This window comes from Kineococcus deserti (assembly GCF_050871945.1).
Taxonomy (GTDB): Bacteria; Actinomycetota; Actinomycetes; order Actinomycetales; family Kineococcaceae; genus Kineococcus.
In genome coordinates this window covers 1-24,963 of sequence record NZ_JBJLSI010000023.1, presented here as the reverse complement: position 1 = coordinate 24,963, position 24,963 = coordinate 1, and the positions used below count along the sequence as shown (strand labels likewise).

Annotated in this window: 26 protein-coding genes, 3 tRNA genes, 1 pseudogene and 2 riboswitches; of the genes and pseudogenes, 14 read left to right on the top strand and 16 right to left on the bottom strand. The window is 73.7% G+C overall.

The features are described 5' to 3' along the window. Positions 1-84 precede the first annotated feature (84 nt). Positions 85-981 carry a helix-turn-helix domain-containing protein gene (locus ACRYR2_RS16765; RefSeq protein ID WP_432564031.1) on the top strand — a complete coding sequence of 299 codons (897 nt, stop codon included), beginning with the start codon at positions 85-87 and terminating at the stop codon, positions 979-981. Here ACRYR2_RS16765 and ACRYR2_RS16760 read toward each other — a convergent pair. Continuing rightward, positions 920-1,960, bottom strand: coding sequence for a PHP domain-containing protein (locus ACRYR2_RS16760; protein WP_432564030.1), 1,041 nt, complete (start codon positions 1,958-1,960; stop codon positions 920-922). The genes ACRYR2_RS16765 and ACRYR2_RS16760 overlap by 62 nt on opposite strands. An 81-nt stretch (positions 1,961-2,041) precedes the next feature. Between ACRYR2_RS16760 and ACRYR2_RS16755 the strand changes: the two genes are divergently transcribed. The 6 genes from ACRYR2_RS16755 (at position 2,042) to ACRYR2_RS16730 (ending at position 5,059) form a co-directional block, all read left to right on the top strand. Then, positions 2,042-3,154 carry a DNA topoisomerase IB gene (locus ACRYR2_RS16755; RefSeq protein ID WP_432564029.1) on the top strand — a complete coding sequence of 371 codons (1,113 nt, stop codon included), beginning with the start codon at positions 2,042-2,044 and terminating at the stop codon, positions 3,152-3,154. A 143-nt stretch (positions 3,155-3,297) separates the two neighbouring features. After that, a tRNA-Glu gene (locus ACRYR2_RS16750) sits at positions 3,298-3,370 on the top strand. Positions 3,371-3,480: 110 nt separating this feature from the next. Further along, positions 3,481-3,554, top strand: a tRNA-Asp gene (locus ACRYR2_RS16745). Positions 3,555-3,584: 30 nt separating this feature from the next. Continuing rightward, positions 3,585-3,657: transfer RNA gene (locus ACRYR2_RS16740), tRNA-Phe, on the top strand. Positions 3,658-3,866: 209 nt separating this feature from the next. Beyond that, on the top strand, positions 3,867-4,178 hold the full coding sequence (locus ACRYR2_RS16735; protein ID WP_432564028.1) for a hypothetical protein: 312 nt from the start codon (positions 3,867-3,869) through the stop codon (positions 4,176-4,178). Between the two features lie 8 nt (positions 4,179-4,186). Further along, entirely contained in the window at positions 4,187-5,059 is an 873-nt protein-coding gene (locus ACRYR2_RS16730; RefSeq protein WP_432564027.1) for a GGDEF domain-containing protein, read from the top strand. On the opposite strand, the gene xylB is transcribed toward ACRYR2_RS16730, so the two are convergent. Further along, positions 5,052-6,506, bottom strand: coding sequence for a xylulokinase (xylB, locus tag ACRYR2_RS16725; RefSeq protein ID WP_432564026.1), 1,455 nt, complete (start codon positions 6,504-6,506; stop codon positions 5,052-5,054). The genes ACRYR2_RS16730 and xylB overlap by 8 nt on opposite strands. Positions 6,507-6,702: 196 nt before the next feature. Between xylB and ACRYR2_RS16720 the strand changes: the two genes are divergently transcribed. Beyond that, positions 6,703-6,957, top strand: a complete 255-nt coding sequence (locus ACRYR2_RS16720; protein WP_432564025.1) for a DUF3073 domain-containing protein — start codon at positions 6,703-6,705, stop codon at positions 6,955-6,957. An 87-nt stretch (positions 6,958-7,044) separates the two neighbouring features. Here the strand turns inward: ACRYR2_RS16720 and purM are convergent, their stop codons facing one another. The 5 genes from purM to ACRYR2_RS16695 all read right to left on the bottom strand — a co-directional run bounded on the left by purM (position 7,045) and on the right by ACRYR2_RS16695 (position 11,131). Beyond that, the gene (gene purM / locus ACRYR2_RS16715) at positions 7,045-8,133 is read right to left on the bottom strand and encodes a phosphoribosylformylglycinamidine cyclo-ligase (RefSeq protein ID WP_432564024.1); all 1,089 of its coding nucleotides are present in this window, start codon (positions 8,131-8,133) and stop codon (positions 7,045-7,047) included. Beyond that, positions 8,130-9,686, bottom strand: coding sequence for an amidophosphoribosyltransferase (gene purF / locus ACRYR2_RS16710; RefSeq protein WP_432564023.1), 1,557 nt, complete (start codon positions 9,684-9,686; stop codon positions 8,130-8,132). The genes purM and purF overlap by 4 nt, the downstream gene beginning before the upstream one ends. 12 nt (positions 9,687-9,698) lie before the next feature. Continuing rightward, positions 9,699-10,049 (bottom strand): hypothetical protein, encoded by a 351-nt coding sequence (locus tag ACRYR2_RS16705; RefSeq protein ID WP_432564022.1) that lies wholly within the window; start codon positions 10,047-10,049, stop codon positions 9,699-9,701. After that, a complete protein-coding gene (locus ACRYR2_RS16700) occupies positions 10,046-10,438 on the bottom strand; it encodes a sterol carrier family protein (RefSeq protein ID WP_432564021.1) in 393 nt (130 codons plus the stop codon). The genes ACRYR2_RS16705 and ACRYR2_RS16700 overlap by 4 nt, the downstream gene beginning before the upstream one ends. A 99-nt stretch (positions 10,439-10,537) precedes the next feature. Then, positions 10,538-11,131 (bottom strand): TetR/AcrR family transcriptional regulator, encoded by a 594-nt coding sequence (locus tag ACRYR2_RS16695; RefSeq protein ID WP_432564020.1) that lies wholly within the window; start codon positions 11,129-11,131, stop codon positions 10,538-10,540. Between the two features lie 59 nt (positions 11,132-11,190). Here ACRYR2_RS16695 and ACRYR2_RS16690 point away from each other — a divergent pair, with 59 nt between their 5' ends. Continuing rightward, a complete protein-coding gene (locus ACRYR2_RS16690) occupies positions 11,191-12,099 on the top strand; it encodes a DMT family transporter (RefSeq protein ID WP_432564019.1) in 909 nt (302 codons plus the stop codon). On the opposite strand, the gene ACRYR2_RS16685 is transcribed toward ACRYR2_RS16690, so the two are convergent. The 3 genes from ACRYR2_RS16685 to ACRYR2_RS16675 form a co-directional block, all read right to left on the bottom strand. After that, on the bottom strand, positions 12,050-13,453 hold the full coding sequence (locus ACRYR2_RS16685) for an L-serine ammonia-lyase (protein WP_432564018.1): 1,404 nt from the start codon (positions 13,451-13,453) through the stop codon (positions 12,050-12,052). The two genes, ACRYR2_RS16690 and ACRYR2_RS16685, sit on opposite strands and share 50 nt — an antisense overlap. Before the next feature lie 3 nt (positions 13,454-13,456). Further along, positions 13,457-14,572 (bottom strand): glycine cleavage system aminomethyltransferase GcvT, encoded by a 1,116-nt coding sequence (gene gcvT, locus ACRYR2_RS16680; RefSeq protein ID WP_432564017.1) that lies wholly within the window; start codon positions 14,570-14,572, stop codon positions 13,457-13,459. A 45-nt stretch (positions 14,573-14,617) separates the two neighbouring features. Continuing rightward, positions 14,618-14,720, bottom strand: a riboswitch (glycine riboswitch). Position 14,721: 1 nt separating this feature from the next. After that, positions 14,722-14,813, bottom strand: a riboswitch (glycine riboswitch). A gap of 68 nt (positions 14,814-14,881) precedes the next feature. Continuing rightward, complete coding sequence (locus ACRYR2_RS16675; RefSeq protein WP_432564016.1) at positions 14,882-15,271, bottom strand: tautomerase family protein; 390 nt, start codon at positions 15,269-15,271, stop codon at positions 14,882-14,884. A gap of 216 nt (positions 15,272-15,487) precedes the next feature. Between ACRYR2_RS16675 and ACRYR2_RS16670 the strand changes: the two genes are divergently transcribed. From ACRYR2_RS16670 to ACRYR2_RS16660, 3 genes are all read left to right on the top strand, one after another. Further along, on the top strand, positions 15,488-16,705 hold the full coding sequence (locus tag ACRYR2_RS16670; RefSeq protein WP_432564015.1) for a Gfo/Idh/MocA family protein: 1,218 nt from the start codon (positions 15,488-15,490) through the stop codon (positions 16,703-16,705). Positions 16,706-16,718: 13 nt separating this feature from the next. Continuing rightward, positions 16,719-17,717: a sugar phosphate isomerase/epimerase family protein gene (locus ACRYR2_RS16665; RefSeq protein ID WP_432564014.1), complete on the top strand. Its 999-nt coding sequence runs from the start codon at positions 16,719-16,721 to the stop codon at positions 17,715-17,717. A gap of 64 nt (positions 17,718-17,781) precedes the next feature. Continuing rightward, positions 17,782-18,585 (top strand): sugar phosphate isomerase/epimerase family protein, encoded by an 804-nt coding sequence (locus ACRYR2_RS16660; protein WP_432564013.1) that lies wholly within the window; start codon positions 17,782-17,784, stop codon positions 18,583-18,585. Between the two features lie 20 nt (positions 18,586-18,605). Here the strand turns inward: ACRYR2_RS16660 and ACRYR2_RS16655 are convergent, their stop codons facing one another. Beyond that, positions 18,606-19,316, bottom strand: coding sequence for an SDR family oxidoreductase (locus tag ACRYR2_RS16655; protein ID WP_432564012.1), 711 nt, complete (start codon positions 19,314-19,316; stop codon positions 18,606-18,608). Continuing rightward, positions 19,313-20,263, bottom strand: a complete 951-nt coding sequence (gene sigJ, locus ACRYR2_RS16650) for an RNA polymerase sigma factor SigJ (RefSeq protein WP_432564011.1) — start codon at positions 20,261-20,263, stop codon at positions 19,313-19,315. The genes ACRYR2_RS16655 and sigJ overlap by 4 nt, the downstream gene beginning before the upstream one ends. A 93-nt stretch (positions 20,264-20,356) precedes the next feature. Here sigJ and ACRYR2_RS16645 point away from each other — a divergent pair, with 93 nt between their 5' ends. Beyond that, complete coding sequence (locus ACRYR2_RS16645) at positions 20,357-20,809, top strand: hypothetical protein (protein WP_432564010.1); 453 nt, start codon at positions 20,357-20,359, stop codon at positions 20,807-20,809. Beyond that, positions 20,806-21,561, top strand: coding sequence for an SDR family oxidoreductase (locus ACRYR2_RS16640; RefSeq protein ID WP_432564009.1), 756 nt, complete (start codon positions 20,806-20,808; stop codon positions 21,559-21,561). Before ACRYR2_RS16645 ends, ACRYR2_RS16640 begins: the two co-directional genes overlap by 4 nt. A 91-nt stretch (positions 21,562-21,652) precedes the next feature. Here the strand turns inward: ACRYR2_RS16640 and ACRYR2_RS16635 are convergent, their stop codons facing one another. The 4 genes and pseudogenes from ACRYR2_RS16635 to ACRYR2_RS16620 all read right to left on the bottom strand — a co-directional run. After that, positions 21,653-22,654, bottom strand: coding sequence for a substrate-binding domain-containing protein (locus tag ACRYR2_RS16635; protein WP_432564008.1), 1,002 nt, complete (start codon positions 22,652-22,654; stop codon positions 21,653-21,655). 152 nt (positions 22,655-22,806) lie between these two features. After that, complete coding sequence (locus ACRYR2_RS16630) at positions 22,807-23,661, bottom strand: sugar phosphate isomerase/epimerase family protein (RefSeq protein ID WP_432564093.1); 855 nt, start codon at positions 23,659-23,661, stop codon at positions 22,807-22,809. A gap of 50 nt (positions 23,662-23,711) precedes the next feature. Further along, entirely contained in the window at positions 23,712-24,782 is a 1,071-nt protein-coding gene (locus ACRYR2_RS16625) for a Gfo/Idh/MocA family protein (protein ID WP_432564007.1), read from the bottom strand. A gap of 26 nt (positions 24,783-24,808) precedes the next feature. Then, positions 24,809-24,963 (bottom strand): annotated as a pseudogene (locus ACRYR2_RS16620) (sugar ABC transporter ATP-binding protein); the annotation flags it as partial.

The following is a 24,963-nucleotide window of genomic DNA, read 5'->3' as shown; positions in this document are numbered from 1 at the left end:
GCCGCGCAGGCCGGCCAGTGCCCGCCGCGACGGTGGGTCGGGCAGTACCAGGCTGACGGAGCGCCTGCGGGGCACGATGGCGGGGTGGACGCCGAAACCCTGGGAACGGCTCTGCGCCGCTGGCGCGACCGGCTCTCCCCCCTCGACGTCGGCCTGCCCGCCCGCGCCAGGCGCCGCGCCGCGGGACTGCGCCGGGAGGAACTGGCCGACCTGGCGGGCCTGTCGGTCGACTACGTGGTGCGGCTGGAGCAGGGCCGCGCGACCAGCCCGTCGGCGCAGGTCGTGGGCACCCTGACCCGCGCGCTGCAGCTGAACCCGGACGAACGCGACCACGCCTACCGGCTCGCCGGTCTGCTGCCGCCGCTCGACGGCACGATCTCCAGCCACGTCCCGGCGGGCGTGCAGCGGATGGTGGCCCGGCTGGGCGACCTGCCGATCGGGGTCTTCGCCGCCGACTGGACGCTGCTGCAGTGGACGCCCCCGTGGGCCGCGCTGCTCGGGGACCCCGGCGCCCGGGCCCACGACGACCGCAACCTCGTCCGCTCGGTGTTCCTGGGTGGCGACCGGCAGCTGACGTCCTGGCCGGTCCGCCGCGGCCGGGACGAGCTCGAGCGGGCGCTGGTCGCCGACCTGCGCGCCGCGCTGGTGACCTACCCGCGCGACCGGGGGCTGAGCGCCCTGGTGGGCGAGCTGCGCACGCGCAGCACCGAGTTCGCGGCGTTGTGGGAGGAGGGGTGCGTGTGCCACCACGTCTCGGCCCGCAAGACGATCCAGCACCCGGTGGTCGGTGAGGTGACCTGCGACTGCGACGTGCTCACCGTCCCCGGTTCCGACGTCCGGCTCGTCGTCTACAGCGCCGCGGCCGGCTCACCGGACGAGGAGAAGCTGGAGTTCCTGCGGGTCACCGGTGGGCGGGAGGTCAGCGGGCCGGGCGCCGCCGCGCCGTCCACTCCAGCACCCGTTCCACCGGCCACGTCGTGACGATCCGGTCGGCGGGAACCCCGCACTCGGCCGCCCGCGCGCACCCGTAGGGCTGCCAGTCCAGCTGCCCCGGGGCGTGCGCGTCGGTGGACAGCGCGAACAGGCACCCGGCCTCGACGGCCTGCCGCAGCAGGGCCCGCGGCGGGTCGAGCCGTTCGGGCCGCGCGTTGATCTCGACCGCGACGTCGAACTCGACGCAGGCCGCGAACACCGCTTCGGCGTCGAACTGGCTCGGTGGGCGCCCCTTCTCGCCGACCCTGCCGTGCCCGCCCCTGACCATGCGCCCCGTGCAGTGCCCCAGGACGTCCATGCGGCCCGACCGGATCGCCGTCAGCATCCGCCGGGTCATGGCGCCGGAGGCCATCCGCAGCTCGGAGTGCGACGAGGCCACGACCACGTCGAGCCGCGCGAGCAGGTCGGGCGGGCAGTCCAGGGCGCCGTCCTTGAGGATGTCGACCTCGATGCCCGACAGCAGCCGGAACGGGGCCAGCGGGGCGGCCAGCGCCTCGATCTGCGCGAGCTGTTCCTCCCGGCGCTCGCGGTTCAGGCCGCGCGCCACCGTCAGGTGCTCGGAGTGGTCGGTGACGGCGACGTACTCGTGACCGAGTTCGGCGGCGGTGAACGCCATCTCGACCAGCGAGCTGCCGCCGTCGCTGGCGTCGGTGTGGGTGTGCAGGTCACCGCGCAGCAGGGCCCGCAGCTCCTCCCCGCCCTCGGCCAGCGGGCCGGCCGCGGCCTCGAGCTCCGCCAGCCGGTCCGGGGTGCGCCCGGCCGCCGCCTGGACGACGATCTGCGCGGAGGACTTCCCGATGCCCTTGAGCTCGGTGAGGGTGCCGGCGGCCAGCCGCGCGTCGAACTCGTCGGCGTCCAGCGCCAGCAGGGCCGCGGCGGCCTTGCGGAACGCCTCGATCCGGAAACTGCTCGCCTGCTCGCGTTCCAGCAGGAAGGCCGTGCGCCGCAACGCCTGCACGGGGTCCACGGCGGCTCCTCCACGTTCTCTGCGGGTTCTGGGGCCCGGTTCCCGGATGCGGGGGCGGGAACCACTCTGCACCATCGGGACGTGCCTCGCCTGCGCCGCGTCTCGGTCTCCTCGCCCGGTTTCTCGCGCCGCAGGCGCGGCAAGGGCTGGACGTACCTCGACACCGAGGGCCAGCGCATCGTCGACCCCGACGTCATCGCCCGCATCAGTGCGCTGGCCATCCCGCCCGCGTACACCGACGTGTGGATCTGCCCGTTCCCCAACGGGCACCTGCAGGCCGTGGGCACCGACGACCGCGGCCGTCGGCAGTACCGGTACCACGAGCAGTGGCGGGCCGACCGCGACCGCGCCAAGCACGACCGCGTCCTGGAGGTCGCGGCCCGGCTGCCCGCGGCGCGCGAACGCGTCGAGGAACTCCTGCACACCGACGGCCTGACCCGCGAACGGGTGCTCGCCGCGGCGTTCCGGCTGCTGGACCTGGGGTTCTTCCGCGTCGGCGGTGACACCTACGCCGAGGAGAACGGTTCCTACGGCCTGGCGACGCTGCGCCGCGACCACGTGCACCAGCGCGGGCAGGAACTGGTGTTCTCCTACGTGGCCAAGTCCGGCAAGGACCGGACCGCGGTGATCGCCGACCCGGCCGTGCGCGACGTGGTGCGTTCGCTCAAGCGCCGGCGCGGAGGCGGTGAGGACCTGCTGGTGTGGAAGCAGGGCAACCGCTGGCACGACGTCACCGCCGACGACGTCAACGAGTTCCTGCACGAGACGATCGGGCCGGACGTGTCCGCCAAGGACTTCCGGACCTGGCACGCGACGGTGCTGGCGGCCGTCGCGCTCGCGGTGTCGCTGCCCGTCGCGGGGACGGCGACGGCCCGCAAGCGGGCGGTGACCCGCGCCTGCGCGGAGGTCTCGGAGTACCTCGGCAACACCCCCAGCGTGTGCCGCAGCAGCTACATCGACCCGCGCGTCATCGACCTGTTCGGCGACGGGGTGACGATCGCCCCCGTGCTCGAGCAGCTCGGTGACGGCGCCTCGTTCGGCCACCCCGCCACCCACGGGGCGGTGGAGCTGGCCGTGCAGGACCTGCTGCACACCGATCCCGACGCGGTGGTGCGCTCGATCGCCCGGGGGCGCACTCCTCGCCTGGCCTCTAAGCGGCTCTCGGTCCCGGGCACCGACCAGCCGGCCGCCTGAGGTGCGGGGCCGGAGGGGGGACCGTTGACGCGTCGAGCCGGTAGGTCCGGCCCGACGCGTCAACGGTCCGCTCCCCGTGGACGGCAGCACCGGCGGCCGTCCCCTATGCTGGTCGAGCCTTCGGCGTGAGCCGTCGGTGCCACGCCCTCATCGTCTAGTGGCCTAGGACGCCGCCCTTTCAAGGCGGTAGCACGGGTTCGAATCCCGTTGGGGGTACGCAGCGGACCACCGGGTCCGAGGAGGTGGTCACGACCACCGCCGAGGATCGGGTAGAGTTCTTCTCGCAAGCAAGGCCGAGCAACACAAGCAAGACAAGGCCTCTTTGAGGCCCCGTAGCGCAGTTGGTTAGCGCGCCGCCCTGTCACGGCGGAGGTCGCGGGTTCGAGTCCCGTCGGGGTCGCTCGTCGTGCCGGTTCAACCGGCCCGGCACGGCCAGGTAGCTCAGTTGGTAGAGCGTCCGACTGAAAATCGGAAGGTCAGCGGTTCGACCCCGCTCCTGGCCACCTGGAACGAACTTCGACGAAGGCCTCGACGCAGCAGCGTCGGGGCCTTCGTCGTTCCCGGACGCCGGACCACTCCTCCCGTCGGACCGTCCACCGCGGGTGACGTGCCCCCACCTCCGCCCGGCGCGCCCCGGGACGACCCGCCCACGTCGAGCCGACGTCCGCGGGCCCACCGGTCCCGCAGGCACCTCCGGCGTTAGCCTCCTGCCGTGCCCGCGATCCCGAGCCCAGCCCTCATCGGTCCCGCCGTCCTGGGGGGTTACGCCGTCGGCCGGCGCACGGGCGACCGCAGGCTCGCCGGGGTGGCCCTCGCCGCGGGCCTGACCGCCGCCCTCCCGCGCTGGGCCGGGGGTGCGCCCGGCCTGGCCGCCGCTCTGACCGCCGGCACCGTGGCCCTGGTGGGCCTGTCCCACCCCCTGTCCAAGCGGCTCGGCCCGTGGCCGGCGGTGCTGACCACGACGGCCGCCGCCGCGGTGCTGGCCGGGGTCGGCGACGCGCTGGCCCGCCGGTCCGGCTCCTGACCGTTCCCGTGGACGACGGGAGGCGACCGGACTGGCGCTCCCTCGCGGCCGGTGCCCCGGCCACCGTCCTGCTGTCCGGCACGACGGTCCTGTGGGCCTCCCCCGACGTCGAGCGGCTGGTCGTGGTCAACGCCCAGCACCTGCCCGGCCGTGACGTCCTGGACCTGCTCGTGGCCGGTGACCGCGAGCGCGCCCGGGCCGCCCTGGGCGAGGCCGGGCGCCGTCCCGGTGCCCGCCTGGGCCCGTTGCGCGTGCGCCCGCTGGCCCGCCCCTCGCTGCGTGTGGAGGTCGCCGCGCGCGCCCAGGCCGGGGACCGCCTCGTCCTCGCCGCGTGGGACGTCTCCGGGCGCGTCGCGATCGAGCGCGAGCTGGGTCACCGGGCCGCGCACGACGCGTTGACGGGCCTGCCCAACCGGGTGCTGCTGACCGACCGCTGGGAGCGCTCGCGCGCCCGGGTGCAGACCGACCCGACCCTGCGGACCTTCGTGCTGCTGTGCGACGTCGACGGCCTCAAGGAGGTCAACGACGCCCTCGGTCACCGCGCCGGGGACGCGCTCATCGTCGAGGTCGCCCGGCGGCTGGCGGCCGAGGTGCGTCCCAGCGACACCGTCGCCCGGCTCGGCGGTGACGAGTTCGTCGTGCTCGTCGACGCGGTCCCCTCCGAGCACGTCGAGAAGCTCGCGCGGCGGCTGCGGCACAGCGTCCGGAACGCCCTGACGGGCGTCGACGTGCGGCTGTCGGTGGGCTGGGCCGCCGACGACCTCAGCCGCCCCGCGGAGGCCGTGCTGGCCGAGGCGGACGCCCGGATGTACGCGGACAAGCGCGCGCACCGCACCATCGACGTGCGGGACGCACGCGGCGCGCGGCAGTCCCTCACCTGAGGCGGTCCGCCGTGAGGTCGCGCACCTGCGCGTAGCGCTCGCGCACGGCCGGCGTCGGCTCGGCCTCGAACGTCTGCGACGCGTTCAGCGTCCAGTCCGGCGGGTTCTGCCCACCGGCCAGCACCCAGGCCGCCTGGCGGGCGGCCCCGTCGGCCACGTACTCCCCCGGCTCGGGCACGACGACGGGACGGGCCAGCACCGCCGGGGCCAGGCGCCGCACGGCCTCCGACCGCGCGCCGCCGCCGACCAGCACGACCCGGCCGATCTCGACGCCCTGGGCGACGAGGGCGTCCAGGCCGTCGGCCAGCCCGCACAGGAGTCCCTCGACGGTGGCCCGGGCGATGTGCGCGGGGGTCGAGGTGGCCAGCGTCAGACCGTGCAGCGCGCCCGTCGCGTCGGGTCTGACGGGCGTCCGTTCCCCTTCCAGGTAGGGCACCAGGACCAGCCCGCCGCTGCCCGCGGGCGCCGACAGCGCCAGCCGGGACAGCTCGGAGTGGTCCACGCCGAGCATGCGCGCGGCCGCGTCGAGCACGCGGGCGGCGTTGAGCGTGCAGACCAGCGGCAGGTAGCGGCCCGTCGCGTCGGCGAAGCCGGCGACGAGCCCGGAGGGGTCGCAGGTGGGGATGTCGCTGACGACGCTGACGACGCCGGAGGTGCCGATCGAGACGACCACGTCACCGACCTGCGCTCCCACCCCGAGGGCTGCGGCCATGTTGTCGCCCGTTCCCGGCCCGAGGGTCGCGCCCCGCGTCAGCGAGCTCGCGCTGGTGCCGGCCCCCTCGGCGGGGCCGAGGACGTCGGGCAGCGCCGGGCTCGCGCCGAAGGCCCTGTGCAGCAGGTCGGTGCGGTAGGCGCCGTCGGCGGGCGACCAGTAGCCGGTCCCGCTGGCGTCGCCACGGTCGGTGACCAGCCGGGCGCCCGTCGACGTCCCGCCGGCGAGCTGGTGGGTCAGCCAGTCGTGCGGCAGGCACACCGCGGCCGTGCGGGCGGCGTTCTCCGGTTCGTGCTCGGCGATCCAGCGCAGCTTGGTGATGGTCAGGGAGGCGACCAGGACGCTGCCGACCTCCTGGGCCCACGCCTTCGGCCCGCCCAGCTCGGCGGTCAGCGCGTCGGCGGCGGCCGCCGAGCGCCCGTCGTTCCACAGCAGCGCCGGGCGGACGACCTCGCCGTGCTCGTCGAGCAGGACCGAGCCGTGCTGCTGGGCCCCCACGGCCAGGGCGTCGACGTCCTCGAGCCCGCCGGCGTCGGCGACGGCCTCGGTCAGCGCCCGCCACCAGTGCGCGGGGTCGACCTCGGTCCCGTCGGGGTGCCTGGCGCGGCCGATCCGCAGCAACTCGCCCGACTCGGCGTCGCGGACGACCACCTTGCACGACTGCGTGGAGGAGTCGATCCCGGCCACGACCGGACGCTTCCCACCGGCTCCTGTGCTGGTCATGGGGCTGGTCATGGGCACAGCCAACACCATGGCCGGGGCGCGCACGGCGGCCCCGTCACGGGTCGGCGTGCTCCGTCCGGGGTGCGACCCCGGCGACCGGGATGCCGGAACGTCTCGTGAACATGTACCGTTGGGTCCCACGGAGAGATGACAGCTACTCCGGGGCACGCCCAGCCTGCCCCGGCCGACGCGCGAGGGGGTCGACGCCATGGGGCGCGGCCGTCAGAAGGCCAAGCAGACGAAGGTCGCTCGGCAGCTGAAGTACTTCAGCCCCGAGACCGACTACAACGCTCTGCAACGTGAGCTTCACGGGCCCGACCCGTACCGCCAGATGGAGCGCGCAACCGCTCCGGAGGCGCCGGAGTCTGACGTGGAAGACGACGACTCGGACGATTCCGAGGACTGGTCGAAGTACACCGCAACGGACGACGAGGACGAGTGGTCGTCCAAGCGTCGGGCTTGACGGGCCACGACAACCAGGTCGTGCAGCACCAGCACCACTGCACCAACCGCGAGGCATCGCAGGGGGCGTGACGCCCTCCGGACCCGCTCACCAACCCTGGTGGCGACCCCGGAGCAGCGTCACGCCCCCTGCGATGCCCTTGCCGTTGCTCGCGCCGTCCGCCTCGGTCCGTTCCCGGACCTCACCGCACACCCACGCCGGGATGCCGGCCTGCTCGATCGTGCTCACGACGGCGTCCACGCTGTCCGGCCGCACGACCGCCAGCATGCCCACGCCCAGGTTCAGCGTGCGCTCGAGGTCGTCCGCGGGCACCTTCCCCAGGTCGCGCACGAGGCTGAACACCGCCCCCGGCGTCCACGTCGAGCGGTCCACCTCGGCGGTGACGTGGCTGGGCAGGCACCGGGCCAGGTTCGCGGCCAGACCGCCACCGGTGACGTGGCTCATCGCGTGCACCCCGCCGGTGGCCAGCGTCGCGAGCGCGGGCTGGGCGTAGATGCGGGTGGGGGTCAGCAGCTCCTCGCCGAGGGTGCGGCCGAACTCCTCCACGTGCCGGTCGTAGCCCCAGCCGGCGTCGGCGAAGACGCGGCGCACGAGGGAGTACCCGTTGGAGTGCACCCCGGAGGAGGCCATCGCGACGAGCACGTCGCCGACCTCGACCCGTTCGGCGCCCAGCAGCTCGTCGGCCTCGACGACTCCCGTGACGGCTCCGGCGACGTCGTACTCGTCCGGGCCCAGCAGACCCGGGTGCTCGGCGGTCTCGCCGCCGACCAGGGCCACCCCGGCCTCCGCGCAGGCGCGGGCGATGCCGTCGACGATCGCGGCCATCCGTTCGGGCACGACCCGGCCGCAGGCGATGTAGTCGGTCATGAACAGCGGCTTGGCCCCGACCACGACGATGTCGTCGACGACCATGCCGATCAGGTCCGAACCGATGGTGTCGTGCTTGTCGAGCGCCTGGGCGATCGCGACCTTCGTCCCGACGCCGTCGGTGCTGGTGGCCAGCAGCGGCCGGCGGTAGTCCTTCAGCGCCGAGACGTCGTACAGGCCGGCGAACCCGCCGAAACCACCGACCACCTCCGGGCCCTGCGTGCGGGCGACGGACGCCTTCATGAGCTCGACGGCGCGGTCCCCCGCGACGACGTCGACGCCCGCGGAGGCGTAGGTGGTTCCGCTCACTGCTGTGCTCCCTGCTGGACGTTCTGGTGGGTCTCGTGCCGGGAGACCGGCGTGATCGGGATGCGCGGCTTGTCCATCGACCGCTCCCCCAGCCGGTCGAGGTCGTTCAGCGGCACCGGGTACTCGCCGGTGAAGCACGCGCTGCACAGCCGCTCGGCGGGCTGCTCGGTCGCGGCGATCATGCCCTCGGCCGAGATGTAGCCCAGGGAGTCCGCCCCGATGCTCTGGGCGATGTCCTCGATCGACAGGCCGTTGGCGATCAGCTCGGCGCGGGTGGCGAAGTCGATGCCGTAGAAGCACGGCCACTTCACCGGCGGGGAGGAGATCCGCACGTGGATCTCGGCGGCCCCGGCCTCGCGCAGCATGCGGATCAGCGCGCGCTGGGTGTTGCCGCGCACGATCGAGTCGTCGACGACGACCAGCCGCTTGCCCGCCACCACGTGCTTGAGCGGGTTGAGCTTGAGCCGGATGCCGAGCTGGCGGATCGTCTGGCTGGGCTGGATGAACGTCCGGCCGACGTAGGAGTTCTTGACCATCCCCTGGCCGTAGGGGATGCCGGACTCCTCGGCGTAGCCGATGGCCGCGGGCGTCCCGGACTCGGGGGTCGGGATGACGAGGTCGGCCTCGACGGGGTGCTCACGGGCCAGCGTCCGGCCCATCTCCACGCGCGACTCCTGGACGACCTTGCCGTTGATGGAGGTGTCCGGGCGGGCCAGGTAGACGTACTCGAAGACGCAGCCCTTGGGCTTGGCCGGCGCGAACCGGGTGCTGCGCAGGCCGTCGGCGTCGATCGCGATGAGCTCACCGGGCTCGACCTCGCGCACGAAGCTGGCGCCGACGATGTCGAGGGCGGGCGTCTCGGAGGCCACGACCCAGCCGCGGTCGAGCCGGCCCAGCACCAGCGGGCGGATGCCCTGCGGGTCGCGGGCGGCGTAGAGGGTGTGCTCGTCCATGAAGACCAGCGAGAAGGCGCCCTGCACGTGCGGCAGGACCTCGGCGGCCGTGGCCTCGAGGGTGCGGTCGGGGTCACCGGCGAACAGCGCCGTGAGGATGGCGGTGTCGGTGGTGTTGCCGCGGGCGATCTCGCTGGGCGAGGGCCGGCCGCGCAGCACCGGCCGCGGCTGCTCGGGGTAGCGCTCGGCCAGCATGTCGCGCAGGGCGAACTGGTTGGTCAGGTTCCCGTTGTGCGCCAGCGCGACCGTGCCGCCGGCGGTGTCGCCGAGGGTGGGCTGGGCGTTCTGCCAGCCGCCGCCGCCGGTCGTGGAGTACCGGGCGTGCCCGACCGCGATGTGCCCCTGCAGGGACTCCAGCGCGGACTCGTCGAAGACCTGGGACACCAGACCGGTGTCCTTGAAGACGAGGATCTGCTCGCCGTTGCTGACGGCGATGCCGGCGGCCTCCTGCCCACGGTGCTGCAGGGCGTAGAGACCGTAGAAGGTGAGTTTGGAGACTTCCTCACCCGGCGCCCAGACCCCGAAGACGCCGCAAGCGTCCTGGGGGCCCTTCTCGCCGGGGAGCAGGTCGTGGTTCAGACGTCCGTCACCGCGGGCCACGGTCCGAGTGTGTCACACCCCGCGACGCTTGCCGCGCCGCGCGCGGGGCGCGGGACGGGTGCCGGTGCGCCGGTCCACCAGCACGGCGATGCCCGCGCCGGCCAGCACACCGACCAGCCCGAGGGAGCAGAAGAGGTAGCCGAACAGGGCCTGCTGGGAGTACCCGGCGCTGGGCGGGGTCACCAGGGCGACGACCGCGGCGACCACGAACGCGACGACCAGACCGGTCACGGCGAAGGCCCGGAACCTGGGCGCTTTGCGGCGGGTGACCTGCACGAACGCGGTGACGTCCTGCTCCTCCTGCTCCTGCGGCCCGGGGTGCGCCGGGGACTCGGAGGACGGGGGCCGGGACTGCTCGCTCACGGGAGAACCGTACGCGGTGGCACGACCGGCAGCAGGTCCCCGAGGTCGGCGCGGTTGCCGCTGGCCTGCACCCGTCCGCCGGCCCGGGCCTGCTCGAACTCCAGCGTCCCGGTGGCCAGCGCCAGCCAGGTGGCCGCGTCCATCTCGACGACGGCCGGCGGGGTCCCCCGGGTGTGCCGGGGCCCCTCGAGGACCTGCACGGCGGCGAAGGGCGGGACCCGGACCTCGACGCTGCCGCCGGGGTGGCGGGCCGCGAGCTCCTCCAGGGAGTACCGCACGGCCGTGGCCAGCACCGCCCGCGCGGGCTTCCCGCCCTGCGCGAGCGTGTCCTCCACGGCCCGGACGGCGGCCAGGCCCTGCGCGGGATCGGTGCGACGGCGAGGGGGCACCTCGTCATCGTCGCACCGGCCGTGCGCGGCCGACGCGGCGAGGCACCCGCCGCCGCGCCGCCCGTGGCGGCGCGCGGTGACCCCGTGCTCGAACGCGTCTCAGCCCGGTCGCCCGAGCGCGAGGGCGACCGCGCGGCGAGCCCGGTCGAACGCCGACGGGTCGGCGCCGGCCGTCAGGACGACGAGGGTCCCCTCGTAGAGCAGGTGGACGTGCGCCCCCCGGTCCGGATCGCCGGTGAGGGTGTCGAACAGCGCGCGCATCCACGCCTTCTCCGCCCGGACCACGGCGACGGCGGGGTGGTCGGTGTCGCCGAGCTCGGCGTAGGCGTTGACGAAGGCGCAGCCGCGGCGCTGGGTCCCCATCCACTCCTGCAGCGCGTCGAAGACCAGCAGCGGGTCGGGCCGGACGAGCCGGGCCAGCAGGTGCTCGCGCCAGCGCTGGGCCCGGCGCAGCAGGTACAGCGCGACGAGGGCGTCCTTGGAGCCGAACCGGTCGTAGAGCGTCTTCTTCGTCGTGCCGGCGGTCTCGGCGATGAGGTCGACGCCCACGGCGCGCACGCCGTGCTCGTAGAACAGGTCCGCCGCGGCCTCGAGCAACCGGGTCCCCGCCGCGGTCAGGGGCGGCAGCGGTTCCAGCACCGCCCGCAGCGCGGGCGGGGTGGTCGCGTCGAGCGACGTGAGTCCGGTCAGCACGGGGGCCTCCTCGATCGGTGCACTGCGAGTATACCGACCGGTATGGTTACCTGAGGCGCGTGACCGTCCGCAGCGTCGTCCTGGTCGTCGTCTGGAGCTCCGGCTTCATCGGCGCCGAACTCGGGGCCCGGCACGCCGGACCCGACACCGTGCTCGCCTGGCGGGGCCTGGCCACCGCCGCGCTCCTGCTGCCCTGGCTGCTGCGGGCGGCCAGGACCTTCGACCGGCCCGAGTGGGGCCGTCAGGCCGTGCTGGGCCTGCTGATCCAGGGCGTGTACCTGGGCGGGGTCGTGTGGGCCGCGGCCGCGGGCGTCCCCGCGGGCACGTCGGCCCTGGTCGCGTCCCTGCAACCGGCCCTGGTGCTCGCCGCGGGCGCGCTGCTCGACGGGCACCGCTGGCGCCCCGCCCACCTGGCCGGACTCGCGCTGGGCACCACCGGCGTCGCCCTGACGGCCCTGGGCGACCTGCGTGCCGGGGTGGCCGTCGCGGCGCTGGTCCTGCCCGCGGCGGCGATGCTGTCGCTGTCCGCCGGAACCCTGCTGCAGCAACGCTGGTCGTCGGGGTCAGCGCTGCCGGTGATGCCGACGCTGGCCGTCCAGTCGACCGTCACGGCGGGGTTGTTCACCGCCGTCGCCGCCGGCACCGGCGGACTCACCCCGCCGGCGACGGCGGGTTTCCGGATCGCCGTGGCCTGGGCGGCGCTCGCCGGGATCGCCAGCTACGGCGTCTACCACCTCGTCACCACCCGGGACGGGGCGGGCCGGGCCAGCACCCTGCTGTACCTGACCCCCGCGGCCACGGCGTTGTGGGCCGCGGCGATGTTCGGCCAGCCGCTGCGCGCCGCGACCCTGCTCGGCCTGCTCGTCAGCGCGGCGGCCGTGGTCCTGCTGCGGGACACGCCCGGGACTCGCGAGGCGGTCAGCACTCCGGAACGTTCACTCCCACCGCGGGCCGCCCCACGACCGTGAGCGCGAGGCCGCCGAGGGAGGTCTCCTTGTACTCCGAGCGCATGTGCGCCCCCGTCTGCCGCATCGTCGCGATCGCGGTGTCGAGGCTGACGACGTGGCTGCCGTCGCCGCGCATCGCGGTGCGGGCCGCGTGGATCGCGGTCGTGGCACCCACGGCGTTGCGCTCGATGCACGGGATCTGGACGAGCCCGCCGACGGGGTCGCAGGTCAGCCCGAGGTGGTGCTCGACGGCGATCTCGGCCGCGTTCTCCACCTGCTCGGGAGTTCCGCCGAGGACCTCGGCCAGCCCGGCGGCAGCCATCGCGCTGGCCGAGCCGACCTCGCCCTGGCAGCCGACCTCGGCCCCGGAGATCGACCCGGTCTCCTTGAGGACGATCCCGATCCCGCCGGCCGCGAGCAGGAACCGGACGGTTCCGGCGTCGTCGGCGCCGGGGACGAAACGGCGGTAGAAGTGCAGGACGGCGGGCACGATGCCGGCCGCGCCGTTGGTGGGCGCGGTGACGACACGCCCGCCCGCGGCGTTCTCCTCGTTGACGGCCAGGGCGAACAGGCTCACCCAGTCCATGGCGTGCAGGACGTCGGCGCTGCCCTCCTCCTGCAGGAGCTGGCGGTGCAACCGCGGAGCCCGGCGGCGCACCCCCAGCCCGCCGGGAAGGGTTCCGTCGGTGACCAGCCCGCGCTCGACGCAGGCGGCCATGGCGGCGAAGATCCGCAGCAACCCCTCGTCCACCTCGGCGGCCGGGCGGCGGCTCTCCTCGTTGCGGCGCACCAGTCCCGCCACACCCAGCCCGATCCGGCGGCAGTTCTCCAGCAGTTCCGCGGCGGTGCGGAAACCGAACGGCAACTCCTCCTCCGGACCCGCGACGGGTTCGGCGGCGTCGAGCGGGTCGTCGCGGACGAAACCCCCGCCGACCGAGTACGAGGTGCGTTCGGCGACCACCGCGCCGTCGGCGTCGCGGGCCGTGAACACCATGCCGTTCGGGTGCGCCGGCAGCGAGGTGCGGCCGACGAGCCGGACGTCGGCGTCGAGGTCGAAGGCGACGGCGTGCCGACGCAGGACGCGCAGTTCGCGCCTCGCGCGGACCTCGTCCAGGAGACCCGTCACGGCGTCGGGGTCGAGGAGTTCGGGGCGCTCCCCCAGCAGGCCGAGCACGACCGCGCGGTCGCTGCCGTGCCCGCGGCCGGTCGCCCCCAGCGAGCCGTGGAGGTCCACCGTGATCGCCCGGACCCGGTCCAGCGCGCCGTCCGCGGCGAGCCCTTCGGCGAACGCGAGCGCCGCCCGCATCGGGCCGACGGTGTGCGAACTGGAGGGGCCGACGCCGATCGAGAACATGTCGAACACGGACAGCGCCACGGTTCAGCGGTCCCGACGGTAGAACGGCAGCTGCACGACCTCGACGGGCAGCTCGGTTCCGCGCACGTCGACGGTGAGCGCCGTGCCGGCAGCGGCGTGCGCGGCCTCGACGTACCCCATGGCGACGGGGTACCCCAGGGTGGGCGACAGCGCCCCGCTGGTGACCTGCCCGACGACGGCCCCGTCGGCCAGCACGGCGTACCCGGCGCGCGGCGCCCGGCGGCCGCTGCCGCGCAGTCCCACCAGCACCCGCGTGGGCGGTTCCTCCGAGAGCCGTCGCAGGGCCTCGAGCCCGACGGCACCGGGTTCCTTGTCGAGCTTCACGATCCGGCCCAGGCCGGCCGCGTAGGGGCTGACCTCGCGGGACAGTTCGTGCCCGTACAGCGGCATGCCCGCCTCCAGCCGCAGGGTGTCGCGGCAGGCCAGCCCGGCGGGGACCCCGCCGTGCTCGCGGGCGGCTTCCAGCAGCAGGTTCCAGACCCGCTCGGCCTGCTCGACGGGAGCGAACACCTCGAAGCCGTCCTCACCGGTGTAGCCGGTGCGGGCCACCAGCACGTCCACACCGTCGAGCACCGCCGGGGTGCAGCGGTAGTAGCCGAGCGCGGTGAGGTCGGCGTCGACCAGCGGGTCGACGATTGCCACCGACGCCGGGCCCTGGACGGCCACGAGGGCCCAGCGGGCGGTCTCGTCGGCGACGTGGGCGTCGTGAGGGCGGGCGCGGTCGGCGATCGCGACGACGACGGGTTCGACGTTGGCGGCGTTGGCCACGACGAGGAACTCGGTCTCGCCGAGCCGGTAGGTGACCAGGTCGTCGACGATGCCGCCGGCGTGGTCGACGACCATGCCGTAGGCGGCCCGGCCGATCGGCATGGTCGAGGGCCGGCCGACGAGGGCGGCGTCGAGGGCCTGCGCGGCCTGCGGTCCCGTGACGCGGATCTCCCCCATGTGGGACAGGTCGAAGACGCCGGCGCTGGAGCGGACGGCCTGGTGCTCGGCGAGGTCGGAGGCGTAGCGCACCGGCATCGACCAGCCGGCGAAGTCGGTGAAGGACGCACCGAGTGCCGCGTGGGCCGCTGCGAGCGGGCTGGCGGTCGGGACTGTCCTGGCGGTCGTGGCCAAGGGGGCTCCTCTCGTCACGACCGCACGGCGCGGTCGCGTACCGGACCCCCTCTGTCACGGGACCTGAGAGCTTCACCGACGGCACTGGTCGTGCCGCACGGCTTTCCCCGTCGGTGAGGACCCCCTCGGGTCCTGCTTTCCAGAGCGGCCTGCCCGCGGCGGTACGTGGACCTGAGAGGTTCCGGGGTGGTTGCTCCTTCGGTGCCCACCGCGCGGGGTGGGACTCTCCCGCCGGGGCGCAGCGGCCGTGTGTTCAGTTCTGAGCAGAAGCGTGACACACGACCGCCGCGCCGACCAGCTGCGGACCGGCTACAGCTCCCCGGTGAGGAACTGGGCCCGGCCGTGCCCGAAGGACCAGTCGGCGTCGGAGTTCTCCACGACGGAGACGACGACGTCGCTGGGGGCGATGCCGCACTCCTTCTCGAGGTTGCGGGTGAGCAGGCGGTAGAACGCCTCCTTCTGCTCCCGGCTGCGCTGCCGGCTGGTCATCTGCAGCAGCACCACGGCGTCGGTGCGCTCGATGCCGAGGTCGGTGTCGTGCACGACGAGCTCGCCGCGCGGGTGCTGGTGGACGACCTGGTAGCGGTCACCACCGGGGACTTCGAACGCCTCCACGACGGCGTCGTGGGCGGCGTCGAGCAGGGCACGCAGCTCCTCGGGGCTGCGGCCGGCGACGAGGTCGAAGCGGAGCAGGGGCACGGGCACCTCCAGGACGACAACTTTGTCCTGTCATTCTGACATGAGAGCGGCCGCGCACGGAACCCCCGTCGTCGCCCGCACGACCAACGGCCTCGGGCGGCTTGACAGCGGCGGCGTTCGAACCGATTCTTGCCGTGCTCTTTCAAACCGGTTTGAAAGCCGCGCCGACGACGGCGCGGAACTCCTCCACCCGCCCTTCCCGGAAGGCTCACGACGATGTCTGCCACACCTGCGCGTCCCCTCGGGGTCGCCGTCATCGGGGCCGGCATGGCCGGCCGCGCCCACCTCGCCGGCTACCGCGCCGCCACGACGCTGACCGGTGGCCCCTACGGCGAGGGCCTGCCCCCCGTCCGCCTCGTCGCCGTCGCCGACGCCCACGAACCCTTCGCGACGGCCGCGGCGGCCCGCTACGGCTACGACCGCCCCGAGACGTCGTGGCAGGCGGTCGCCGAGGCCGACGACATCGACGCCGTGAGCGTCGTCGTCGCCAACCACCTGCACCGCGAGGTCGTCGAGGGCCTGCTCGCCGCCGGCAAGCACGTGCTGTGCGAGAAGCCGCTGGCCCCCTCGGTCGCCGACGCCGAGGCGATGGTGGCCGCGGCCGCCGCCCGTCCCGACCAGGTCGCCGCCGTCGGTTTCACCTACCGCCGTTCCCCCGCGATCAACGCCCTGCGCGAGCAGGTCCTGAACGGCCACCTCGGCGCGGTCCGCCACTTCAACGGGCACTACTGGTGCGACTACGCGGCGAACCCGGACGCGCCGATCAGCTGGCGGTACAAGGGCGGGCCGGGTTCCGGCGCCCTGGCCGACATCGGCAGCCACCTGGTCGACCTGGGCGAGTTCTTCTGCGGCCCCTTGGAGTCGGTGCGCGGCACCGTCTTCTCACAGGTCACCACGCGCCGGCCGAAACCCGTCGGCGCGGTCGTCGGACACGCCATGGCCGAGGTCGGCACCGAGTTCGAGGACGTCGAGAACGAGGACCTGGTCACGTTCACCGCCTCCTTCGCGGGCGGCGCCACGGGCACCTTCTCGGTGTCCCGCATCGCACACGGCCTGCCCAACGGGCTGGGGTTCGAGATCTTCACCGAGAACGGCGCCGGGGCGTTCGACCTGAACCGGACCGGCGAGTTCACCATCGCCGACTCCACGGCACCCGGCGTGATCAACGGGTACCGGCAGGTCCTCGTCGGCCCCGGGCACCCCTACGTCGCCGGTGGGCTGCCGATGGACTTCCCCAGCGTCGGGCACGGCCAGGCCGACTTCTTCACCTTCCAGTGCCGGGCGTTCCTCAACGAGGTCGCCGGGGGCGTCGGAACCCCGATCGGAGGGCTGCCCGTGGTGCCGCCGCTGGCCCACGGCCTGCACAACCTGCGCGTGCTGGAGGCGGTCACGAAGGCCGCCGACGGCAAGGGCGAACTCGTTCCCGTCGACTGATCCGGAGAAGACCGTGAAACTGGGCGTCTACAACGCGATCCTGCACGACCGTCCCCTGCCCGAGGCGCTGCAGGTCATCGCCGGCCTCGGCCTGACGGGGATCGAACTGAACTCCGGCGGGTTCCTCCCGCCGGTCCACATCCCCACCTTCGACGACATCCTCGTCAGCGACACCGCACGCGACGACTTCCTCGGGACCTTCGAGGGCACCGGCGTCTCCCTCGCGGGCCTGAACTGCAACGGCAACCCGCTGCACCCGGACGAGGCCATCGGCGACGAGCACGCCGAGGACGTGCGCCGCTCGATCCGGCTGGCCCACCGTCTCGGCGAGCACCGCGTCGTGACGATGTCCGGTCTGCCCGGCGGCGAGCCCGGCGCGACCCGCCCGAACTGGATCGTCAACGCCTGGAACTCCGCCGCGCTCGACGTCCTGGAGCACCAGTGGTCGGTGGCGGTCCCGTTCTGGAAGGAGATCGACGCGCTCGCCCGCGACCACGACGTGAAGGTCGCCCTCGAACTGCACCCGCAGAACCTGGTGTTCAACCCGGCCGGGATCCGCGAGCTGGTCGAGCGCACCGGCGCCACGAACGTCGGCGTCGAACTCGACGCCTCGCACCTGTTCTGGCAGCAGATGGACCCCGTCGCCGTCGTGCGCGACCTGGGGCCGTTGGTGTTCCACGCCGCCGCCAAGGACGTCCGGATCAACCCCGCCGCCGCGGTCTACGGCGTGCTGGACAACCGGTTCCGCCGCCTCGACCCGAGCGAGGACCGCACGAACCTCGGCGGCGACGAGTGGGTCAACGAGTGGCCGGAGGATTCCGCGTGGGACTTCGTCGCCCTCGGCAAGGGCCACGACACCGCGTTCTGGGCCGAGTTCCTGCGCGCCCTGCACGAGGTCGACCCCGACATGGCCTGCAACATCGAGCACGAGGACGTCTCGCTCGGCCGCGTCGAGGGCCTCGAGGTCGCCGCCGGCGTGCTGCTGGAGGCCGCGGAGTCCGCCGGCGTCTGATCACCCGCCGGTGTCGGAGGGTGCCCGGTCCCGGAGCCGGGCACCCGTCGGCCATGCTGGAGGCATGGTCACCGACGACACCACCCGGGCCGCCGCCGTGCACGCCTGGTCCTTGGACCGCACCCTGGGGAGGTTCCGCGCGGGCGCCACGGGCGACCCCACCGGCCTGCCGCTGCTGGAACTGCCCCGGGAACTGCGCGCCCGCGGGTACCGCACCGTGCAGCTGTGCCACTTCCACCTCCCCCACCGCGACGCCGGCTACCTGGACGAACTGCGCGCCGCGCTGGCCGAGGCGGACGTCGTCCTGGACGCGCTGCTCGTCGACGACGGCGACCTGACGCACCCGCAGGACGGCCCGCGCGAGGAGGCCTGGATCTCCTCCTACCTCGACGACGCGGCGGCCCTCGGCGCCCGCCGGATGCGCGTCGTCGCCGGCAGGACCCGCACGGAGGACGCCCAGCGGGTGAGCTCGCAGGCCCTGGGCCGCATCGCCGCCCGCGCCGGCGACGTGCGCCTCGTCACCGAGAACTGGCTCGGGGTGACCGCCGACGCCGCCGACGTCGAGGCGATCCTGGACCCCCTCGACGGCGCCGTCGGGCTGCTGGTCGACCTCGGGAACTGGACCGGTCCGGGCAAGTACGCCGAGCTGGCCGCGGTCACCCGCTACGCCGAGACCTGCCACGCCAAGGCGCACTGGAACGGTTCCTCCGTCGACGAGGAGGACTACCGCCGCAGCGTCTCGACCGTCCTGGACAACGGGTACACCGGACCGTTCTGCCTCGTCTACGACGCCGAACCCGGCGACGAGTGGGCCGGGCTCGGCGTCCAGCGCACGATCGTGGAGGACGAACTGGGCCGCCGTGCGTAGACCGGCCGGCCGGGTGCGCGTCACCCCCGCCGCGAACCCGTGAGGTGCTCGCCCAGCGGGACCAGCGCGTCGGTGGACTCCGCCCCGAGCGACTGGCCCTGCACGGTGCGCACCTCCCGCGGGTCGTCGGCCAGCGCCCGGCGCAGCAACTCGTCGAGCGGGACGGCCTGCGGCCCGGCCAGGTCCGTCGTCGTGCCCGAGGGTCGCCCGGTGGCGGTCCGCGCCAGCAGGTCGACGACGTCGGCGAGCGGGACCGGTTGCAGCAGCGTCCGTGCCGCCAGCACCGCACCGTCGACGGTCAGCCAGTCGGCGAGGGTCGGCACGAACTCGACGAACTGGGTGGCCCGCACGATCGAGAACGGGACGTCCCCGCCCCGCACGGCGTCCTCCCCGGCGACCTTGCCGGCGTAGTAGCCGTTGGCCAGGGCCCGGTCGGCGCCGACGATCGAGAGCAGCACGTGGTGGCGCACCCCCGCGCTCTGCTCGGCCGCCAGCAGCCGCTCGGTGGTTCCCCGGAAGAACGCCGTGGCCGCCCCGGCCTCGGTCTCGGTGGTGTTCAGCACGTCGACGACGACCTCGACGCCGGCGAGCGCGGCCCCGAGACCGGCGCCGGTGAGCACGTCCACGCCGTCGGCCCGCGACCCCACGACGACCTCGTGGCCCTGCGAGCGCAGCAGGTCGGCCAGGGGAACGCCGACCTGTCCACGGCCACCTGCGACGAAGATCCTCACGACCGGCCCCCCTCCTGCACCGGCTGCGCTGCCGTCCAGGCCCGGAGCTTGCCCGGGTTCACCTGGATCCAGACGTCACGGACGAGGCCGTCGACGACGCGGAGGTTCAGCACGCCCCGCACGGCCCCCTTCGAGGTGATGACGAACGCCAGCCCGTCGCCCGTGCGTTCGGGGCTGAACACGAGCCCGTCGTCCTTGCGCACGACGCCCAGCACGAACCGCGCCACGTTCTCGATCCCGAGGACCGGACGGCGCGCGGCGCTGACGACCCCACCGCCGTCCGAACGCAACGTCACCGCGGGGTCGAGCAACGCGGTGAGGCGGGCCAGGTCACCCGTGCCGGCCGCGTGCGCGAAGGCGCGCACCACGTCGTCGTGGTCGCGGCGGTCCAGCCCGACGGCTCCGTGCTCGCGGACCCGGCGGCGGGCCGAGGAGGCCAGCTGCCGCACGGCCGCCGGTGTCCGGCCCACGATCGCGGCGATCTCGGCGAACGGGAACGCGAACACGTCGTGCAGGACGAACGCGACCCGCTCGGCCGGTGTCATCGCCTCCATCACGACGAGGACCGCGGTGCTCACCGACTCGTCCAGGCTGATCCGCTCGAACGGGTCGACGGGCGCCGTCGCGGAGCCGTCGGCGGCGCCCGCGAACAGGTCCGCGGGCACGGGCTCGGGCAGCCACTCCCCCACGTACCGTTCGCGGCGGTGCCGGGCCGAGGCCAGCACGTCGAGGCAGACGCGGCTGGCGACGCGGGTCAGCCAGGCCTGCGGGTTCACGACCGCGGCCCGTTCAGCCTCGGTCATCCGGTACCAGCGGACGTACGTCTCCTGCACGGCGTCCTCGGCCTCGGCCGTCGTCCCGAGCATCCGGTAGGCCAGCGACAGCAGTCGCCGCCGTTCGTCGTGGACCTCTCCGGGGACCTCGTCCAGGTCTGCCTCAGCGCTCATCCCGCACCTCCTCGTCCTCCTGACGGAGCAGCCCGCCAGAACGTCAGGCTCACCCTCGCCTCACACTCCGGGCCCCTGCTCCGTCGACCAGGCATGACACTCACCGCGCGCCGGGTCCTGCTGGGCGTCCTCGCGTTCCTGGGCCTGTACGTGGGCGTGTGGGCCGCGTTCTTCCCGGCGTCCTTCCACCAGTCGTTCCCCGGCCCGTTCAGCGCGTGGATCGCGCTGGACGGACCCTTCGACGAGCACCTGGTCCGCGACGTCGGGACCCTGAACCTGGCCCTGGCCGCGGCGAGCGCCCTGGCGGCGCGGTACCGACGACCTGGCCCGGCCACCGTCGCCGGGCTGGCGTGGGTGGTCTACTCGGTGCCGCACCTGGCCTACCACCTGGGGCACCTGGGGCACCTCGGCACCGTCGACGTCGTCGCCCAGGTGGTGTCCCTGTCCAGCACCCTCGTGCTGGCGCTCCCCCTGCTGGTCCCCGCACGCACCACCGATCGCACCACCGATCGCACCACCGATCGCACCGAGGAGGTCACCCCGTGAGGATCGCCGTCGCCGGAGGAACCGGCACCGTCGGCCGGCACGTCGTGGACGTCGCCACCGAACACGGCCACGAGACCGTCGTCCTGTCCCGCTCCCGCGGTGTCGACCTGGTCACCGGCACCGGTCTGGAGGCCGCGCTCGGCGACGTGGACGCCGTCGTCGACGTCGCCTCGGACCGCAGCCGGTCGACCAGGGCGTGCCGGGAGTTCTTCGGCACCACCTCGACGAACCTGCTGGCCGCCGAGCAGCTCGCCGGGGTGGGGCACCACGTCGCGTTGTCGATCGTGGGCATCGAGGCCGCACCCGTGGGGTACTACGCGGGCAAGGTGCGCCAGGAGGCGGTCGTCACCGCCGGCGCGGTGCCGTGGACGATCCTGCGCGCCACGCAGTTCCACGAGTTCGCCCGGCAGGTGTTCGAGACGTTGCGCGCCGGCCCGCTGCACCTGGCCCCGGTCATGCGGTCCCAGCCGGTGGCGGCGCGTGAGGTCGCCGAGCGGCTCGTCGAACTCGCCGTGAAGGGCCCCTCGGGCCGGGTGCCGGACCTGGCGGGCCCGGAGGTGCAGCGCATGACCGACATGGTCCGCGCCTACGGCCGGGCCTGCGGTCACCGCGGCCCCGTCCTGCCCGTCCGCGTGCCGGGCGTGTTCGGGCGGGCCATGCGCAACGGTTCGCTCACCGCCGGTCCCGGCGCCGACCTCGGGAGCCAGACCTTCACCCAGTGGATCGCGCACCTGCCCATCCCCGTCCGCTGAGCGGGGATCCGACTGCGGCGGGTCCAGGGGGCGGGCACGGGAGAACCCCGGCGGGCTGCACGCCCACCGGGGTTCTCGGGAGTCGCCGGGGTCAGCGGGTGCCGGCCTTGGCGTACTCGGCCACCACGTCGATGTTGGAGGAGTCGATGAAGGCCGGGCCCGTCAACGTGGGCTGGCCACCACCGATGGTGTTGGCGTTGTTGAGGTACAGCCACAGCGCGTCGATGGCCTCGTACCCCTGCAGGTACGGCTGCTGGTCGACCGCCCACAGCACCGTCCCGTCCTGGACGGCCTGCACCAGTTCGGCGTTGGTGTCGAACGTCACCAGCTTGGCCGCGCTGCCCGCCTCGGTGATCGACTGCACCCCGATCAGGGCGATGGGCGCGCCGAGGGTGATGACGTGGTCGATCGTGGAGTCCTGCTGCAGCTTGGCCGTCAGCGTCGTCTGCACCGCCGAGGCGTCGACGCCGTTGACGTAGATGTTCTCGACCGACCCCGCGGTGCCCATCCCGGTGGCCACCCCCTTGCAGCGGTCCTCCAGCTGGACCTGCCCCTGGGTCTGGATGACGCACAGGACCTTCTTGGCGCCCTCGGAGGCCAGCCGCTCCCCGGCCGCGGTCCCGGCGATCGTCTCGTCCTGGCCGAAGTACCCGATGAGGCCGTTGGCCTTCCAGTCGTTGAACCCGGCGTTGAACCCGACGACCGGGATGCCGGCGGCCTGGGCGTTGGCCAGCGCCCCGGTCAGCGCCGAGGCGTTCGGCATGGACACCGCGATGGCGTCCACCTTGGCGTCGACGGCGTTCTGGATCAGGGTGGCCTGCTGCGCGGCGTTGTCGTTGTTCGAGTACTGGTACTCGATGTTGTCCTTGGCCGCGGCGGCGTCGGCGCCCTTGCGGATGATGTCGAAGAACGTGTCACCCGCCGAGGCGTGGGTGATCATCGCGACGGTGAACTTCGGCGTGTCCGCGACGTTGCCGCCGCCGCCGGAGTCGCCGCTGTCCTGCGCGCCGCCGGTGCTGCTGCAGGCCGCCAGCCCGAGCGCCGCCACCGCCAGCGCGGCCGCGGTACGGAAACCAAGACGAGACTTCTTCATCTCTTTCCCATCCTCATCGACAGGTGCCACCCGCACCGTGCGGGTGGCGGTCAGTCCGGCCAGTGGGGTGTTGCTCACCTGCGCCGACGGCCGGGCCGGGCGGTGCATCCGTGGGGTGCCCCGCCCACTCCGGCGGGCGGGGCACCGTTGCGTCACCAGCGGTCGACGTACTCCTGGATCTGCTTGCGCATGAAGCGGCTGGACTCCTCGGCCTTCTCCTCCCAGGCGAAGACGCTGGAGCACAGGGCACCGGAGAAGCCCACCTCGCCGAGGGCGGCGAAGATGCCGTCGAAGTCGACCTCACCCTCACCGATGTTCAGGTGCTGGTGGATCCGGGCGGTCGACCCGGGCGGGTTGATGATGTACCGCAACCCGCTGGAGGCGCGGAAGTCGAAGCTGTCCGCGACGTGCACGTGCCGGACGAGGTCGCCCGCGTAGCGGATGATCCCGGGCCCGTCGCCGCCCTGGTGGTACGTGTGCGGGGTGCAGTACACGAAACCCACGTAGGGCTTGTCGATGCCGCGGACGAGGTCCACGGCCCGGAACCCGTCCTCGACGAAGTCGTCGGGGTGCGGCTCCAGCCGCAGCTCGATCCCCTTCTCCTCGAAGTGCGGGAGCAGCTCCTCGAGCGAGTCGAAGAACCGGGCCTCGCTGGCCTCGGGGAGTTCGGGGCGACCGTTGAACTCGCTCTGCACCACCGGGACGCCGAGCTCGGTCGTGACCTCGAGGATGCGCTTGATGTTGCGCACGGCCTGCTTGCGCTCGTCCTCCCCCGGTCCGGACCAGCGCTGGACGAACTGCGTGGACGCGACGCCCACTCCGGCCGCGTCGAGCGCGGCGCGGAACTTGCGGACGGTCGCGAGGTCGACGCGCGGGTGCCGGAAGAACGGGATGAAGTCCTCGCGCGGCGACAGCTCGATCCACTCGTAGCCGAGGTCGGCCACCAGGGCCGGCAGGTCGAGCAGCGGCACCTCGCGGAACATGTAGGTGTCGAGCGCGATCTGCAACGTCTCGTTGCGCGGGACGGTGTCCGCCTTGAAGCCCTTGGCCAGGTCGCTCACGGCTTCGCCCCCAGGTCGATCTCGATCCGCTGCCCGGTCTTGAGGGACTCCACGCCGGCGGCGCAGACGGCGGCCGCGGCGTAGCCGTCCCACACACCCGGTCCGTCGACGTTGGTGCCGGCCCGGACCGCGTCGATCCACCGCTGGAACTCCACGTCGTAGGCCACGCCGAAGCGCTCCTTGAAGTCCTTGGGGATCGACCCGCCCCAGCCCGCGCCGGACTGGGTGACCATGCCCTCGGGCAGCCCGATGCGGGCCTGCCCCTTCTCGGCCACCAGCTCGGTGCGCACCTCGTAGCCGAACGTCGTGTTGACGAAGATCTCCACGTCGACCAGGACACCGCTCTCGGTCTCCATGATGACGAACTGCGGGTCCAGCAACCCCTCCGGCGCCTGGGTCGTCGACCGCGGCGCGATGACCCGGATGGCGACGATCTCCTCGCCGGTCAGGTACCGCACGACGTCCACCTCGTGCACGACCGAGTCGAGCATCAGCTGCTCGGAGGAGAAGTTCGGCGGCGTCGTGGCGTTGCGGTGCGCGCAGTGCAGGAACAGCGGGGCGCCGTACTCACCGGACTCGATGAGCGCGCGCAGCTGCTGGTAGCCGGTGTCGAAGCGGCGCATGAAGCCGACCTGCACGAGCCGGCGGCCGAGCTCGGCCTCCTTCTCGACGATCCGGCGCGAGGTCTCCGCCGACGTCGTGAGCGGCTTCTCGCACAGGACCGGCTTGCCGGCTTCCAGCGCCAGCAGCACCAGTTCCTCGTGCGTGAACCCGGGGGTGGCGATGACCAGGGCGTCGACCTCGGGGTCGGCGATGGCGGCCTTGGGGTCGTGGATCGCACGGACCCCGAACTCCTTGGCGACCGCGTCGGTGCGGGCCACGTCGACGTCGCTGACGGCGACCAGTTCCGCGCCCGCCGTCAGCGTCGCCAGCCGGCGGGCGTGGTCCTGGCCCATCATGCCGACCCCGAGGACGGCGACCCGCACCGCACGGTCCCGGTCGTAGCCCTGCCGGGCGCTGTCCGGTTCCAGCGAGGAGGTGGTGCTCGTGGTGCTCGTGGTGGTCATGACGGGTTCGTCGCTCCTTCGTCGTGCTAGTTCTCGTTGGTCGCCGCGGTGACCGCGGACAGTTCGTGGCTGAGCGCTTCCAGCTCGGCCCCACCGGCCATCTCGTTCGTCAGCCGGTCCAGGCTGATGTCGGCCCGGGAGGAGTCCAGGGACACGTTGCCCCGGTTCAGGATCACGAAGT